Raw genomic sequence first — 14,521 nt, 5'->3', positions numbered from 1 at the left:
GCAGCTTTCTAAGCGGCGGCGCTGCACCGCTGCGCTGCGCGTGGCGGCGCCCGGAACGGCCGCGATGCAAAGCCCGTCTGCAACTCTCGACGTAGCCGCAACTTTGAGTATCAATATCCAGAAGCTACTCAACACGCCGGAGCCCGAATGGCTGCGCCGTTTTCCACCTCGATCGAGTTGCGCCACCTGCGCTACTTCGTTACGGCCGCCGAGCACGGAAGCTTCCGCAAGGCCGGGGTGGCTCTTGAGGTCAAGGAATCGTCGATCAGCCGGAGCGTGCGTGACCTGGAGGACGAGATTGGCGTCTCGCTGTTCATCCGGCACTCAAGTGGGGTGAACCTCACTCTGGCGGGGCAGCGCTTTTTGAACCGCACCCGCCAAGCGCTCGATCAAATCCGCGAGGCGACGGTGGAAGCGGCTGCGCTCGGGCGGGCCGAGGAAGGCCACCTTAAAGTTGGGCTGTTCTCGAACCTGTCCTCCGGCTTTCTGCGCGACCTGTTCCAGACCTATGACAGCCGCTATGCGGGTGTTCACATCGACTTTGTCGAAGCGCCTGCGGAGAGTCACGCGGCCGCGATACGGCGGTTTGATCTCGACGCTGCATTCGTGCTGGGCCGGCAAAGCTGGCCGGACTGCGATGCGATTTCCTCGTGGAGCGAACCGCTCCTGTTCGCGCTGCCGCGGCTTCATCCCCTGGTCCAAAGGGATGTGCTGTCCTGGCGCGATCTCGTGGATGAGACCTTTCTTGTCCGCACCGAAGGCTCCGGCAATGAGGTGCGCGGCTTCCTCGAACGCAAATTCCGGGAACTCGACATCTCGCCGCGCATCAGCACGCAGCAGGTCGCGCGCTATAGCCTTCTCGGTCTGGTCGCCACGGGACGCGGAATCGTGCCGGTGCTTGAGTCGGAAACGGTCATCGGTCTGCCGGAGGTGGTGTTCCGCCCTCTCGCCGGCGAGGCGATCCCGTTCTCCGTGATTTACTCGACTCGCAACGATAACCCGGCAGTACGCACCTTGCTCAGCCTCACACGGAAGATGACCCAGCAGCGGGCAGCGGCGCACTGATGCTCGCAGCGCCGCCAGCCTCGCGGCGCGCCTTGGCAAACTCGCGATCGGTGGCGATGAAGCGCTCCAGCATTGGCGCGATAAGCTTCACGGGATCCGGAGCGGGCTGACCAGTTTCCCGCGCGAGCACCTCGGCATAGGCGACAAGATCGCGGTGCAGCGCGCCAGGCAGTGACAGCGCCACCTTCACCGGCCTGTCGTTCGTGATCGATCTGAGTTTCAGCTTCGCCATGGTCAGTACCTGTAGGGTTCGAGCACGAGGTCACGGGTGACCATCACCCGCACCGGGAAGCCGGGCCGGATGGTCAGGGTGGGTGCGACGTTCAACTGCCGATGGATGATCTCCTGGCCGGCATCGTTGATGGTGTCCTGCGCCCCGCTTTGGAGCGCCTGGATCAGTTCGTCCTGGTCATCCATGGCCAGTTCGGTGCTGACCGAGAGCAGCGTCGATAGCCCGATCGCCTTGGCGAGGTCCCACCAATGCATGTCGACGCCGTCCTCGAGGCCGGCATGGCCCTGCGCATCCGTGCCGGGCTGGCGCTCCAGCACGATGGAGCGGCCATTGGGGAAGATCAGCCGGTTCCAGACCAGCAGGATGCGGCGCTGTCCGAAGCCGACGCCATTGTCGTACTGGCCGAGCAGCCGCGTGCCTTGCGGGATGATCAGAATGCGGCCGGTCGGGCTGTCATAGACGTTCTCGGTCACCTGCGCGGTGATCTGGCCGGGCAAGTCGGAGCGGATGCCGGTGATCAGCGCGGCCGGGATGACGGCGCCGGCTTGCAGAACATAGGGTGACGCCGGCGCCATGACCCGATCGGACGCGACCACACGTCGATCGACAGTGGCATTGAGGAAGGTGAGTTGGCGATCCTGGGGTGAGGGCGCGCCACCGGGCCCTGCAGTGCCAAGGCCGCTGGAGCCGGAAGCACCCGTCACTGACGACGACGGCGCGCGAGCCTGCGCAGCCTGGAAGAACACACGGCTGGTGCGCGCGGCTTCCTGTTCGGCGAGACGCCGCTGCTGCTCGGGATCGGCCTGTGGCGCTGTCATTGTCGGCGGCACGACGGGCTGGCCGCGGTTTTGTGCTTCAAGGATCGGCCGACCGAGATCGCCGGGCAACGGCGGACCCAGGATCGGCCCGGTGTAATCGCGCGGCAGGCCGGCAAGACCATCTGCGGCGGAGCGGTTCTGTGTGGAATAGAGCTCCTCGCCGCCAGGGCCCTTGTCGCGACCCTGCAGCGCGTAGATCAGGGCACCGCCAAGGCCGAGGCTGAAGACCAGACTGACACCGGCGAGGACCTTGCGCGAGAGACGCGTGACGCGGGGCGGCTCGGGACGCAGCCGCATGGCGGCGGCGTGATCGACGGCCGGAGCGCCGAGATCGGCCTCGAGGTCATGATTGTCGGAGTTGTTCATGATGCCGGCCTCCCGTCCGTGCGCTCGATCCGCACCTTCTGCGGACGCTCGCCGCCGCCGAGGCGCAGCTCGGCCGCGCCGAACAGCCGATCGACGATAAGGATGTTCTGGTGGATGCGGCTGTTGACGATCTGGGCCTCACCGCCGGAGCCGATGACGAAGAGCGGTGGCATCTCGCCCTGAATGACGCCGCGCGGGAACTCGACATACACCTTGCGCCCGTCGTCATAGACGGCCATTGGCCGCCAGGGCGGCGTGTCTCCGGAGAGCGCATAGCGGTAGTTGCGGGTCGCGAAGCTCGGGATGACCGGTGCCGCCGGAACACTGGGTCGCTGCGCTCCCGTAACCTGCGGATAGGCCCAGGCGACGGCCGGCATGTAGGGCTTCTCGCCGGCACGCAGCTCGATCATATAGCTGCGCCGGTCGGTAGTGATGACAAGGTTGGTGGAGATGTCCGCCCGCGTCGGCTTCACCAGCACATGCACGCGCCGGTTCACCCCTTCGCCGCTCTCCGTGTCGCCGATGATCCAGCGCGCGGTGTCGCCCGCCGCGATCGGTCCGCTGCCGGTCAGGCTCTCGCCCGGCTCCAAGGCGATATTGGTGATCTGGCCGGGCGCAGCATAGACTTGATAGAGCGCACCGTCGCTCCAGGGATAGATCTGGATGGCGTTGTAGTAGCCCTCGCGGCGCGGCTCGACCCGCGCGGCGGCATTGGCATTCTCCACACGGGCGACGGGCGTTTTGGCGTCCGTGCCGCCCTTGGCCGGCGTCCAGGCGGGCGGCGTGTGGAGCGGACGAGGCCGCTCATCGGTGACAACGGCTGGCACGGCCGGCAGCGCCGGCACGTCACTATCATAGCTGATCTGCGGCGGCTTCGGAGCCGAGGCGCAGCCGCCCAGCGCGCTTGCGGAGAGCAGGAGAACCGCAAAGGCGGATCGGTGGAAAGCCGGAGATGTGGATTTACGGAAAGACGTGTTCACTGGCTCATCTCCCGCGACCAGCTGATGGCGTTGACATAGATGCCGGGCGGATTGGTGCGCAGGCGCTCGGCATCGCGCGGCGGCTGGATCACCAGCGTCAGGATCGCGCTCCAGCGCTCGGTGGCGGCAAGCTGGCCGTTCTCATAGCGCCGCTCGATCCAGGCGAGACGGAAGGAATCCGGCGAAGCTCGGATCACGCTGGAGACCTCGACCGCGATCTGCTGCTTGCCGACCCGCGTGAAGGGATCGTTGGCGCGGGCATAGTCGTTGAGCGCAGCGGCGCCGCGATCGGTGGTGAACTCATAGGCCCGAAGCCAGTTCTGCCGCACGATGACGGGATCGGCCGGCAGGCTGCGCACCTGCTCGATGAAACGGGCGAGATGCCAGGCAATCTGCGGATCGGTCGGGCGATAATCGCCGGTTGCAGGCCCTACGGCCTGCGTCTGTCCAAGACGATCCACCTCGACCACCCAGGGCACGACGGTGCCCCTTGTCGATTGCCAGATCAGGGCTGAGGCAAAGCCGGCCGAGAGAAGCAAACTGCCAAAGGCCATCAGCCGCCAGTTCTTGGCCTGCACACGGGCCGAGCCGATGCGCTCGTCCCACACCTGTGCTGCCTTCTGATAGGGCGTGACCGGCTCGGGCGAGGTGCCGTAATGGGTCGCGGGTCGCTTGAAGAGGCTCATGAGCGGTCGCTCTCAGACAGTGAGACGGAAGAGCCGCCGGCATGGCTGTCACCGGAGCGCACAGCATGGGCGGCGGCGGAGACGCCGTGGCGAAGCGACTGGCCGCGCTTCATGCGCTTTGCCCAGTCGGGCACCTCACTGGCGGAGGAGGCTGAGGCCGTACCGTTGATGGCGTTCGCGAGCGGTGAGACGGCGGCGGAGCCTGCGGCTCGCGCGACGCCACCCAGTCCCGAGGCGACACCCGCCATGCCGGACTGTCCGGCCGCACCGATGCTGTAGGCTGTCGCTCCGCCCCGCGCCGCAGCCGCCGTCGCCGAGAGCGCAGCCCCGCCGCCCCGGACGGCGAGGCTGGCGGCACCGCCCGCTGCCATCAGGGCGCCACCGGCGGCGAGGCCTGTGCCGACAGCGGCCCCCGCGCTCAGCTGCGGGCCACCGGAGACAAGGCCGGCTGCAATGCCGGGACCGAAGATGCCGAGACCAAGCAGCGAAAGGGCAGCCAGCACGATGGCCATGGCGTCATCGACGGTCGGCGTCTGACCGCCAAAGCCGGCGGTGAACTGGCCGAACAGGGTGGAGCCAATGCCGATGATGACGGCAAGCACCATGACCTTGATGCCGGAGGAGACGACATTTCCCAGCACCCGCTCGGCCATGAAGGCGGTCTTGCCGAACAGGCCGAAGGGGATCAGCACAAAGCCGGCGAGCGTCGTCAGCTTGAACTCGATCAGGGTGACGAAGAGCTGGACGGCAAGGATGAAGAAGGAGAGCAGCACCAGCGCCCAGGCAAAGAGCAGGCAGGCGATCTGGATGAAGTTCTCGAAAAAGGCGACCCAGCCCATCAGATCGGAGATGGACTCGAGCAAGGGACGACCGGCATCCAGCCCGGTCTGCGCCACTTTGCCGGGACGCATGAGGTCGCTGACGGAAAATGCCGTGCCCGAGCCCTTGAGACCGAGCCCGGCAAAGCTCTCGAAGACGATGCGGGCGAGGGTGTTCCAGTTGCCGATGATGTAGGCGAACACGCCAACGAACAGGGTCTTCTTGATCAGCCGGGCGATGATGTCGTCATCAGCGCCCCACGACCAGAACAGCGCCGCCAGCGTCACATCGATGACGATGAGCGTGGTGGCGATGAAGGCGACCTCGCCGCCAAGGAGGCCGAAGCCGCTGTCGATATAAGAGGTGAAGACACCCAGAAAGTTGTCGATGACGCCGGTGCCGTTCATGGCTCAGCGACCTTCAGTCGTCGCGGGGCGGCCGAGAAATCGGTCGCGCGTCTGCGCCCAGACCTTCAGGCACGCGGTCTCCTTCGCGGCCGCTTCTCCCATCTGCTGGCAGCGGCGCTGCTCATCGCGCAGCGCATCGCGCTCGGCCCCGACGGTCCGAACTGGCGACAGCTCCGCCACCTTCTCCTCCCGGCTCATTTCCAGAACCGCCGCCGTACCGGCGATGGCCACAAAGATCACCGCGCCGAGCCGGGCCAGCAGGACTCCGTCCATGTCGGCCTCCCGTCAGTTGCTGAACATGCGGGCATTGCCGGCCTGGTAGCCGGCGCCCGGGGTGAGGAAGCGCCGGCGCTGCTCACGGCCCTGCTCGGCGGCGGTCGCGCGTTCCGCCTCGGACAGCGCCGTGGCGCGTCCGTTGGCGGACATCACTGCGATCAGGTCGGAGAGCTGCTGCGACTGCAAAGCGAGCAACTGGTTGCCGGCCTGCGTGGCCTGAAGCGCGCCCGTGGCACCCTGGCTATGGCCGACAAGCGTCGCCATCTCCGCGCGGTTGGCGTCGACATTGCCGACGACGCCAGCCTGCACCCGCAGCGCATCCTGCAGGCCCCCGACGGTCGTCTTCCAGCGCGCGCGCGCCCCGGCGACGAGATCGGCGTCGGAGGCCGAGAGCAGGATATTGCCATAGCGCTGCTGGAAGGCTTGGTCGATCTGGCCGACATCGAAAGCGATGCTCTGCGCCTGTCCCAGCAATTGCTGGGTGCGCTGGACCGATTGCTGGATCTGCTGCAACGAGGAATGCGGCAGGCTGGCGAGATTGCGCACCTGGTTGATCAACATCTGCGCTTCATTCTGCAGCGAGGTGATCTGATTGTTGATCTGCTCCAGCGCGCGGGCCGCCGACATCATGTTCTGCGCGTAGTTCCACGGGTCATAGACCGTGAGGGCCTGCGCGGGCGGGGACAGCACGGGTGCGAGGGCGAGCGGCGCGGTCAGCAGCGCGACGGCGACGGTGAGCGCGCGCGGACGCAACAGCGTCATGGCTGCGTCTCCAGATTGGTGAGGTTGGGAATGAGGTCGGCGGCCCAGCCGAGGCCGCGATGACGCAGCCAGGCGTCCAGGAAGCCGTCGCGGCCATGCTCGGCGAGGATCCTGCCGATGGCCTGCTGGTCCGCCTTAGAGGACGCCGCGCACAGCGCCAGCGCGACCTCTGAGAGGCCCAGCTCGAACAGCCGGTTGCCGCGCCGCGACTGGCAATAGTAGTCGCGCTTCGGGGTCGCCCGCGCGAGGATCTCGATCTGTCGGTCGTTCAGGCCGAAGCGGCGGTAGATGGCGGTGATCTGCGGCTCGATGGCCCGCTCATTGGGAAGCAGAAGGCGTGTCGGGCAGCTCTCGATGATCGCCGCGGCAATGGCGCTGCCATCGATGTCGGAGAGCGACTGCGTGGCGAAGATCACGCTGGCGTTCTTCTTGCGCAGCGTCTTCAGCCATTCTCGCAACTGGCCGGCGAAGCCCGCATCGTCCAGCGCCAGCCAGCCTTCATCGATGATGAGGAGGGTCGGAGATCCGTCGAGCCGATCCTCGATGCGGTGGAACAGATAGGCCAGAACCGCCGGCGCGGCCTCCGTGCCAATCAGCCCTTCGGTCTCGAAGGCCTGGACGGTGGCCGAGCCCAGATGCTCGCTCTCCGCATCCAGCAGCCGCCCCCAGGCGCCGCCCAGACAGTAGGGACGCAGCGCCTGTTTGAGGTCGTTGGACGGCAGAAGGGCACAGAGTCCGGTAAGCGTGCGCTCCTCAACCGGCGCCGACGCGAGCGAGGTCAACGCCGTCCAGATATGTTCCTTCACCGGCGGCGTGATGGGGACGCCTTCGCGGGTGAGGATGGCATTGAGCCAGTCTGCGGCCCAGGCGCGTTCCGTGGCCTCATCGATGCGCGCAAGCGGCTGAAGCGAAACGGATTCCGCGCTCCCCTCGCTAAGCCCGCCACCGAGATCATGCCAGTCACCGCCCATGGCAAGCGCCGCGGCCCGGATCGAACCGCCGAAATCAAAGGCAAACACCTGCGCACCGGCGTAGCGCCGAAACTGCAGCGCCATCAGCGCCAGCAGCACGGATTTGCCGGCGCCGGTCGGGCCGACGACGAGGGTGTGGCCGACATCGCCGACATGGAGGCAGAACCGGAACGGGGTCGAGCCCTCTGTCTTGCCGAATAGCAGCGGCGGTGCATCAAAATGCGCGTCGGCACTCTCGCCGGCCCACACCGCTGACAGCGGAATCATATGGGCGAGATTGAGCGTCGAGATCGGCGGCTGGCGGACATTGGCGTAGACATGACCAGGCAACGATCCGAGCCAGGCATCGACGGCGTTGATGGTCTCGGTCATCGCCGTGAAGTCGCGACCCTGGATGACCTTCTCGACCCGCCGCAGTTTCTCGTCGGCGATTCGCGGATCGGCGTCCCATACCGTCACGGTCGCGGTGACATAGGCGATGCCGGCATGGTCCGCGCCGAGCTCCTGCAGCGCCAGATCGGCATCTTCAGCCTTGTTCGCGGCATCCGAGTCCACGAGGACGGATGCCTCGTTGGTCATCACCTCCTTCAGGATGGCGGCGATGGATTTGCGCTTGGCGAACCACTGGCGCCGGATTTTGGCGAGCAGCCGCACCGCATCCGTCTTGTCGAGCAGGGTCGCCCGGGTCGACCAGCGATAGGGAAAGGCCAGCCGGTTGAGCTCATCGAGCAGGCCGGGCGTCGTCACCGTCGGAAAGCCGGTGATGGTCAGCACCCGCAGATGCTGATCACCAAGGCGCGGCTCCAGCCCGCCGGTGAGCGGCTGATCGGCGAGCAGTGCATCGATGTAGATCGGCGTCTCCGGCACGCGCACGCGGTGCCGGTGCGTCGAGACGCAGCTGTGCAGATAGGTCAGCGTCTCGCCATCATCGAGCCAGCGGCATTCCGGCATGAAGGCATCGATGAGGTTGAGGAGCCGATCGGTCCGGTCGGCGAAGCCGCGCAACGTCTCCTGGGGATCAAGCCCCGCCGTGTCCCGCCCTTCATAGAGCCAGCCTTCAGTGCGCGCCGCATCCTCCGCCGGCGGCAGGAAGGTGAAGGTCAGGAAATAGCTCGACTCGAAATGGCTGCCGGCCTGTTCGAAATCGGCGCGTCGCTCGGCGTCGACCAGAGCGGAAGCGGCATCGGGGAACGCGCTCGCCGGGTAGGTCGCGGCCGCATGGCGCTGTGCCTCGACGAAGATCGCCCATCCCGAGCCGAGGCGACGAAAGGCGTTGTTCAGTCGCCCGGCGACCGCGACGAGTTCGGCGGGCACAGCACTGTCCAGGTCTGGCCCGCGAAAAGATGCGGTTCGCTGAAACGAGCCGTCCTTGTTCAGCACGATGCCGGGCGCAACCAGCGCTGCCCAGGGCAGGAAGTCGGCAAGGCGACGGTTGCGGCTGCGATACTCGGCGAGGCTCATCATCGGCGCGTCTCGCTCAGACCCAGAGGTGCGCCGGGATGCGCAGATGCCGCCGCACCACCTCGACGAAGAGCGGGTCGCGCTTCGCCGCCCAAATCGCCGCAAGATGGCCGATCACCCCGATGGCGAGGCCGACCAGCCACAGGCGCAGGCCGAGACCCAGGGCCCCGGCGAGCGTGCCATTGACGATGGCGATGGCGCGCGGCGCCCCGCCGAGCAGGATCGGCTCGGTCAGCGCCCGATGGAGCGGTACGCTGAAGCCGGGAACCTCAACCGTCTCGGCCATCAGACGAGCGCTCCGCCGCCGAAGGAGAAGAACGACAGGAAGAAGCTCGAGGCGGCGAAGGCGATCGACAGGCCGAACACGATCTGGATCAGCCGCCGGAAGCCACCCGACGTGTCGCCGAAGGCCAACGCCAGCCCGGTCGAGATGATGACGATGACGGCGATGATCTTGGCGACCGGCCCCTCGATCGACTGAAGGATGGATTGCAGCGGCGCTTCCCACGGCATGGACGAGCCAGAGGCATGAGCGCTGGCCGTGGCCATCAGGCTGATGCAGGTGGCAGACACGGCCAGCCGGGCTGCGCTGCCGGCGCGATGGAGCGATCGGATCATGTGGGATCTCCGGTGATGACAGGGGTGACGCGGTAGTCGCCATCGGGGCCGAGTGCCTCGACATGGGCGAGTTCGGTGAGTCGGCGCGCCGCGCCGCGGCCCGAGAGCACTGCCACGAGATTGATGGTCTCGGCGATCAGCGCGCGCGGGACGGTGACGACGGCTTCCTGGATGAGCTGCTCCATGCGCCGCAGCGCGCCGAGTGCACTGCCGGCATGGATGGTGCCGATGCCACCGGGATGGCCGGTGCCCCAGGCCTTGAGGAGGTCGAGCGCCTCTGCGCCGCGCACCTCGCCGATGGGGATGCGGTCGGGACGCAGCCGCAGCGCCGAACGGACGAGCTCGGACAGCGAGGCGACGCCGTCCTTGGTGCGCAGGGCGACGAGGTTCGGCGCCGCGCATTGCAGCTCGCGCGTATCCTCAATGAGAACAACGCGATCGGAGGTCTTCGCGACCTCGGCGAGTAGCGCATTGGTGAGCGTCGTCTTGCCGGTCGATGTGCCGCCGGCCACCAGGATGTTGGCGCGGGACGCAACGCCCCGGCGCAAGGCTTCGGCCTGTCCGCCGGACATGATCCCGGCGCGGACATAGTCCTCCAGGACGAACACCGCGACGGCGGGCTTGCGGATGGCGAAAGTCGGGGCCGCCACGACCGGCGGCAGAAGGCCCTCGAACCGTTCTCCCGTCTCGGGTAGCTCGGCTGAAACACGCGGGGAGCCAGCGTGAACCTCGGCGCCGACATGGTGCGCGACGAGCCGAACAATGCGCTCGCCGTCAGCGGGCAAGAGCCGCTCACCCGTGTCGGATAGTCCCTCCGAGAGCCGGTCGATCCACAGCCTTCCGTCGGGGTTCAGCATCACCTCGACGACGGTCGGGTCTTCCAGATGCCGAGCGATCGCCGTCCCGAGCGCCGTGCGCAGCATCCGCGCGCCGCGGGCAAAACCCTGATGATGATGTGCTGCCGCCATCCCAATCCCGACAATGCCGGGGTCATGACGATCTCATCCCGGGTGGGGATGATTAAAAGAGCCCGATATTAGGCCGGTTCAACAGGTTTCCTCCCGCGTCGCAGCGTGGCGTGCAATGACAGGCGAACGGCGGAGGTGCGCCATAGGCCAATGTTCGCTGCGGCTGCAGCGAACGGCCGGTTTGGGGCCGGGAGCGGACTGGCAGCTTCGCAAGGTCGAACCTCGAATAGCTGACATTCGCATTTGCCATTACTGTGACATGCACAGTCGCTTGCCGGCAGCACCCCGAGCCTGTGCATCACCGAAGTAGTCAGCGAGCTTCAGCGTTGAGAACAGGCTTGAATCGGGTATGATGCCCACTTAATGTGCCTTAATGGGCTTCATACCCGCTTCGGATGATTAAGTGGTCATCGTGCCCATTTTAGGAGATCGACGATCATGATCCCGGCCGGCCGCGTGCAAAGCCTCACTGGGCTGACCGCCAATCAGCTTCGGGAGTGGGCGCAGCGCCGCGACCTCATTCCACCGGATATCGACGCGGGCGGACCAGGACGGCCCGCGCTCTACAGCTGGCAGACGGTCCTGCTATTGCGGATCGCCGTGGTCCTGCGCGAGCAGTTCCGTATCGAGCTGCAGGCGCATAAGGATCTCCTGCATGCGTTGCGGGACCTTTTCTCGGGGGTACCCTTCCCGACATTGCGCGGCTGCGTGCTGGCGTTGCGCGCCATGGAACATGGCGAGCTCCTTTCCGAGGGAATGGTCCGCGTCGGCGATGGCGATCCCGACACCTTGTTCCTGCGGCTCAATCCGCATCTCGACGTGCTTGAGGCGGAGTTCGCGCCGCAGGACCACAGCGGGCAGTTGCCGCTGTTTCGTGCGGTGCGGATCCGATGAGCGCGCTTGCCTCGATCGAGCAAGGCTTGCGCAGTCTCGGTTACGAGGCAGGCGCGATGCATCGCGCCTATAGCTTTGCGGACGTGCTCGGTCCCGCCGCCGAGACCCGAACGGTCGCGCTGGCGGCCTTCACCCAGACCCCCGAGTCCTTCCGCTCTGCGGCGTTCGGTGTGGTTGAGGACGCGCCTAACAGCGCGGCCGCGGTCATGGCCAATCGTGCGCTCGGAGCGCCGATCTTCTTCTCGATCGACGGCGACGACGTCGGCGTGTGGGCCGTTGGTGCGCGTACGGCGCCCCGGCTTCTTGAGCGACTTCCTGTCGACCAATTGCCTGCCCTGTTCGCGAGGCGCCGCGACAGTTGGACGCCGCAAGCGCTGCATCGCGCAAAGGCGTTGGGTCTGCCGCGTGGCCCCGTGCAGTTCGATTTCATTGATCTCGGCCTGCTGCCAGCGATCGAGCAGGAGGTGCAGCACAAGCTCCATCGGACAATGGCTGAGGTGCTCGACCTGCTGCTGCCTTCCCAATCAGGGGGAGATCGTGAGAAGGCGGCGTTCCGGCTGACATTCCGGTTGCTCGCGGCCAAGATTCTGATCGATCGCGGACATCCGGCCGCTGCAGGCTGGGCGCAGGAAGATGTCGCTACGGTGCTCGACGGCATCCAAGGATATTACAGACTAGGCCTGCTCGGAACCGATGTCGCCGCCGTCGCAGCCGACGACATCGCCGCCGCTTGGGCACGGCTGCGCCAGTCGATCTCGCTCCGCAACATCTCGTCTGACAGTCTCGCTTTCGTCTATGAGAATACGCTGGTCACCGCGGACACGCGAAAGCTGTTCGGCACGCATAGCACCCCGCGCCCGGTTGCAGAATATGTTCTCAGCCGGATTAATCTATCGCGCTGCGATCCGGCGAAGGTGCGAATCGCCGAGCCGTTCGCGGGCGCCGGCATCTTCCTCGTCGCGGCGCTGCGCGAGCTTCGCGATCTGCTGCCGCCCGAATGGCCGGCGGCAGAGCGGCACCAGTTCCTGGTCGAGCGCATGGCTGGCGCCGAGCTCGACGCCTTCGCGTGTGAGGTCGCAAGACTTTCGCTGATTCTGGCCGATTATCCGAACGCCAATGGCTGGCATTTGAGTTCCACCGATCTGTTCAAGGCGGGGGCGCTGGCGGCATTCCTCAAGGACACGACGCTGATCCTGTGCAACCCGCCTTTCGAAGACTTCACCGCCGAGGAACGGGTCGACTATCCTGAAGCATTTGCGATCTCGCCATCGAAGGCGATGGTCGCGCTACATGCCGCCATCGACGCGGGTCCCGAGGCCCTCGGTTTCGTTCTGCCGCGAGGGGTGCTGCAGCAGACAAAGTATAGCAAGCTCCGGCAGCGGCTGGCTGCCGCGTATGGCCGCGTCGAGCTGGTCTCACTCCCTGACCGGATTTTCGAGAAAGCGACTTACCCGTGCGCCTTAGTGATCGCGACGGAACGTCGCGCAATCGAGAATGCCGAAAAGCCATTACGGCTGACCGCCATGACAGTAGCGGATAGCGCCAGGGCACAGTTCCTCGCTGACGGAAGCGTCAGCTCGGTTCGGAAGGCCGTGCGGGCCGCTCCCAAAGGCGATTTGTGGGTCAGTAACCTGGAAGCGTTGTGGTCATATCTGGGGGATGCACCTCGGCTAGGAGAGCAGGCGGAGATTTTCCGCGGCCTCCAGTGGCGTTCCCAACGCGCAGGCGTATTCGAGAAAGACGGCCCTCTGCGCGAGCGCGGCATCTATAAGCCCGGGGACAGTCTGGCTCCGTTTCATCTGATGAAGCCCGTCTGGCTGAGCATCGATCCGGAACTCAATCTCTATCCGGGACCGCTGGCGCGCCCTTGGGGAAAGCCCAAGGTTCTTATTAACAACCAGCGCTCGTCGCGCGGTCCGTGGCGACTTGCAGCCGCTGCCGATGCCAGTGGGCTTTGGGCTTCGCAGCAGTTCACTGGCATTTGGCCAACTGGCGAACTCGGGGTCGACGCGCTCGCCGCGATCCTCAATGGCCCACTAGCCAACGCCTATGTGACCGAACATTCGACCGATCACGATTTCACCAACGTGATGCTTGCTGGCATGCCGTTGCCGCGCAAGCTCGATACCGCGGCACTCGGCGAGGCAGTCCGTGAGTATCAAGCGGTGCTACACGAGAAACTCAACACCGTACTTCCGGTCGACTGCGATGCGCGGCTCAATCGTCTGCTCGTGTGGATCGATGCGCTGGTGCTCGACGGCTATGACTTACCGCCGCGTCTCGAGCGGCAGCTGTTCGATTTTTTCGAAGGCCGGGAGCGGCCCGTGCTTCACGAATTCCGCGGCTGGCTGCCAAGAGATTTGAAGGGATATGTGCCGCTTTTCGAATGGCTTACCAGGGATCACGGCCCAAATCGAGGCGCGTGGGTGCTCGATGTCTTCAAACCCGCGCCTGCGGAGGAGAATGACGCACTCTCCAGGTTCCTTGCCTGATGGAGCAGATCCTCCTGGACACCAATTTCGTGTCGGTGCTGTTTGACTCGCGACGTTCCAATTTCGAGGCGGTTAAGGCCCGCGCGCAGGCATTCAACCAGAAAGACCTCATCTATCTGTCGGCGATCGTCCTCGCTGAGCTGCGCTATGGAATGGAGGCCGCGCAACGTGCCGGGCAGGACATTAGCCATATCCGCCATACGCTGGTTCAAGCCGCCAGCTATCCTCTGGCGGAAGTCGGTCGCCACACTGCGGAAGCCTATGGAGACGTCAAGGCACGCCTCGCCGACCACTATCTCGACCTCGCGCGCCGGCCGCCGCGATGGGTCGAAAATTGGCAGGATAGGGCCTCAGGTCAAATACTTCAGGTTGACGAGAACGACCTCTGGATTGTCGCGCAAGCCGTCGAGCGTGATTATCTTCTACTGACAAGCGACGGGCGTCTCGCCGACCGTTTTTGCCCCGCGATTGCGGAGCTCCGTATAGAAGTTATTTGATTTCTTTGGCTCAATGCCGAGACGTCGAATGGCTGCTTTCGGCGATAGTTCAGCGTGCCCTTCGTTGTCTGCAAAGGGGGCGCTGAGCCGAATAGCTGCTCATGGTGCACCACGACCGCCAGTGGTCGGTCTGGGATGTCCGCTTCTGGGAAATGTCAGCGTCAGCTGAAACGACTGACATGGGGGCGCAAAGCGGACGTCGCCGAATT

15 protein-coding genes are annotated in these 14,521 nt (G+C 65.6%); 4 read left to right on the top strand and 11 right to left on the bottom strand.

The window, feature by feature from the left end; all coding sequences use genetic code 11:
- Window positions 1-147 precede the first annotated feature (147 nt).
- The gene (locus J5J86_RS21270) at window positions 148-1,065 is read left to right on the top strand and encodes a LysR family transcriptional regulator (RefSeq protein WP_209101899.1); all 918 of its coding nucleotides are present in this window, start codon (window positions 148-150) and stop codon (window positions 1,063-1,065) included.
- Here the strand turns inward: J5J86_RS21270 and J5J86_RS21265 are convergent.
- Genes J5J86_RS21265 through trbB form a run of 11 tightly spaced genes read right to left on the bottom strand, consistent with a single transcriptional unit; the run spans window position 1,025 to window position 10,429 of the window.
- Window positions 1,025-1,297: a DUF2274 domain-containing protein gene (locus tag J5J86_RS21265; protein ID WP_209101897.1), complete on the bottom strand. Its 273-nt coding sequence runs from the start codon at window positions 1,295-1,297 to the stop codon at window positions 1,025-1,027. The genes J5J86_RS21270 and J5J86_RS21265 overlap by 41 nt on opposite strands.
- 2 nt (window positions 1,298-1,299) lie before the next feature.
- Complete coding sequence (locus tag J5J86_RS21260) at window positions 1,300-2,481, bottom strand: TrbI/VirB10 family protein (protein WP_209101895.1); 1,182 nt, start codon at window positions 2,479-2,481, stop codon at window positions 1,300-1,302.
- On the bottom strand, window positions 2,478-3,461 hold the full coding sequence (gene trbG, locus J5J86_RS21255; protein WP_209101892.1) for a P-type conjugative transfer protein TrbG: 984 nt from the start codon (window positions 3,459-3,461) through the stop codon (window positions 2,478-2,480). Before trbG ends, J5J86_RS21260 begins: the two co-directional genes overlap by 4 nt.
- Complete coding sequence (trbF, locus tag J5J86_RS21250; RefSeq protein WP_209101890.1) at window positions 3,458-4,147, bottom strand: conjugal transfer protein TrbF; 690 nt, start codon at window positions 4,145-4,147, stop codon at window positions 3,458-3,460. Before trbF ends, trbG begins: the two co-directional genes overlap by 4 nt.
- Entirely contained in the window at window positions 4,144-5,373 is a 1,230-nt protein-coding gene (gene trbL / locus J5J86_RS21245) for a P-type conjugative transfer protein TrbL (protein WP_209101888.1), read from the bottom strand. Before trbL ends, trbF begins: the two co-directional genes overlap by 4 nt.
- A 3-nt stretch (window positions 5,374-5,376) precedes the next feature.
- Complete coding sequence (trbK-alt, locus tag J5J86_RS21240; RefSeq protein WP_209101887.1) at window positions 5,377-5,646, bottom strand: putative entry exclusion protein TrbK-alt; 270 nt, start codon at window positions 5,644-5,646, stop codon at window positions 5,377-5,379.
- Window positions 5,647-5,658: 12 nt separating this feature from the next.
- A complete protein-coding gene (gene trbJ / locus J5J86_RS21235) occupies window positions 5,659-6,411 on the bottom strand; it encodes a P-type conjugative transfer protein TrbJ (protein WP_209101886.1) in 753 nt (250 codons plus the stop codon).
- Window positions 6,408-8,846: a conjugal transfer protein TrbE gene (gene trbE / locus J5J86_RS21230; RefSeq protein WP_209101885.1), complete on the bottom strand. Its 2,439-nt coding sequence runs from the start codon at window positions 8,844-8,846 to the stop codon at window positions 6,408-6,410. Before trbE ends, trbJ begins: the two co-directional genes overlap by 4 nt.
- 13 nt (window positions 8,847-8,859) lie before the next feature.
- The gene (locus J5J86_RS21225; RefSeq protein ID WP_209101884.1) at window positions 8,860-9,129 is read right to left on the bottom strand and encodes a VirB3 family type IV secretion system protein; all 270 of its coding nucleotides are present in this window, start codon (window positions 9,127-9,129) and stop codon (window positions 8,860-8,862) included.
- Complete coding sequence (locus tag J5J86_RS21220) at window positions 9,129-9,461, bottom strand: TrbC/VirB2 family protein (protein WP_209101883.1); 333 nt, start codon at window positions 9,459-9,461, stop codon at window positions 9,129-9,131. Before J5J86_RS21220 ends, J5J86_RS21225 begins: the two co-directional genes overlap by 1 nt.
- Window positions 9,458-10,429: a P-type conjugative transfer ATPase TrbB gene (gene trbB / locus J5J86_RS21215; RefSeq protein WP_209101882.1), complete on the bottom strand. Its 972-nt coding sequence runs from the start codon at window positions 10,427-10,429 to the stop codon at window positions 9,458-9,460. Before trbB ends, J5J86_RS21220 begins: the two co-directional genes overlap by 4 nt.
- Window positions 10,430-10,867: 438 nt before the next feature.
- On the opposite strand from trbB, the gene J5J86_RS21210 reads away from it, so the two are divergent.
- Genes J5J86_RS21210 through J5J86_RS21200 form a run of 3 tightly spaced genes read left to right on the top strand, consistent with a single transcriptional unit; the run spans window position 10,868 to window position 14,312 of the window.
- Window positions 10,868-11,323, top strand: coding sequence for a MerR family transcriptional regulator (locus tag J5J86_RS21210; RefSeq protein WP_209101880.1), 456 nt, complete (start codon window positions 10,868-10,870; stop codon window positions 11,321-11,323).
- On the top strand, window positions 11,320-13,815 hold the full coding sequence (locus J5J86_RS21205; protein WP_209101878.1) for a DNA methyltransferase: 2,496 nt from the start codon (window positions 11,320-11,322) through the stop codon (window positions 13,813-13,815). The genes J5J86_RS21210 and J5J86_RS21205 overlap by 4 nt, the downstream gene beginning before the upstream one ends.
- The gene (locus J5J86_RS21200; RefSeq protein WP_209101876.1) at window positions 13,815-14,312 is read left to right on the top strand and encodes a PIN domain-containing protein; all 498 of its coding nucleotides are present in this window, start codon (window positions 13,815-13,817) and stop codon (window positions 14,310-14,312) included. The genes J5J86_RS21205 and J5J86_RS21200 overlap by 1 nt, the downstream gene beginning before the upstream one ends.
- Window positions 14,313-14,521: the final 209 nt, after the last annotated feature.

Source organism: Aquabacter sp. L1I39 (assembly GCF_017742835.1).
In the GTDB taxonomy this organism is placed as follows: domain Bacteria; phylum Pseudomonadota; class Alphaproteobacteria; order Rhizobiales; family Xanthobacteraceae; genus L1I39.
This window is presented reverse-complemented; position numbering and strand designations above follow the sequence as displayed.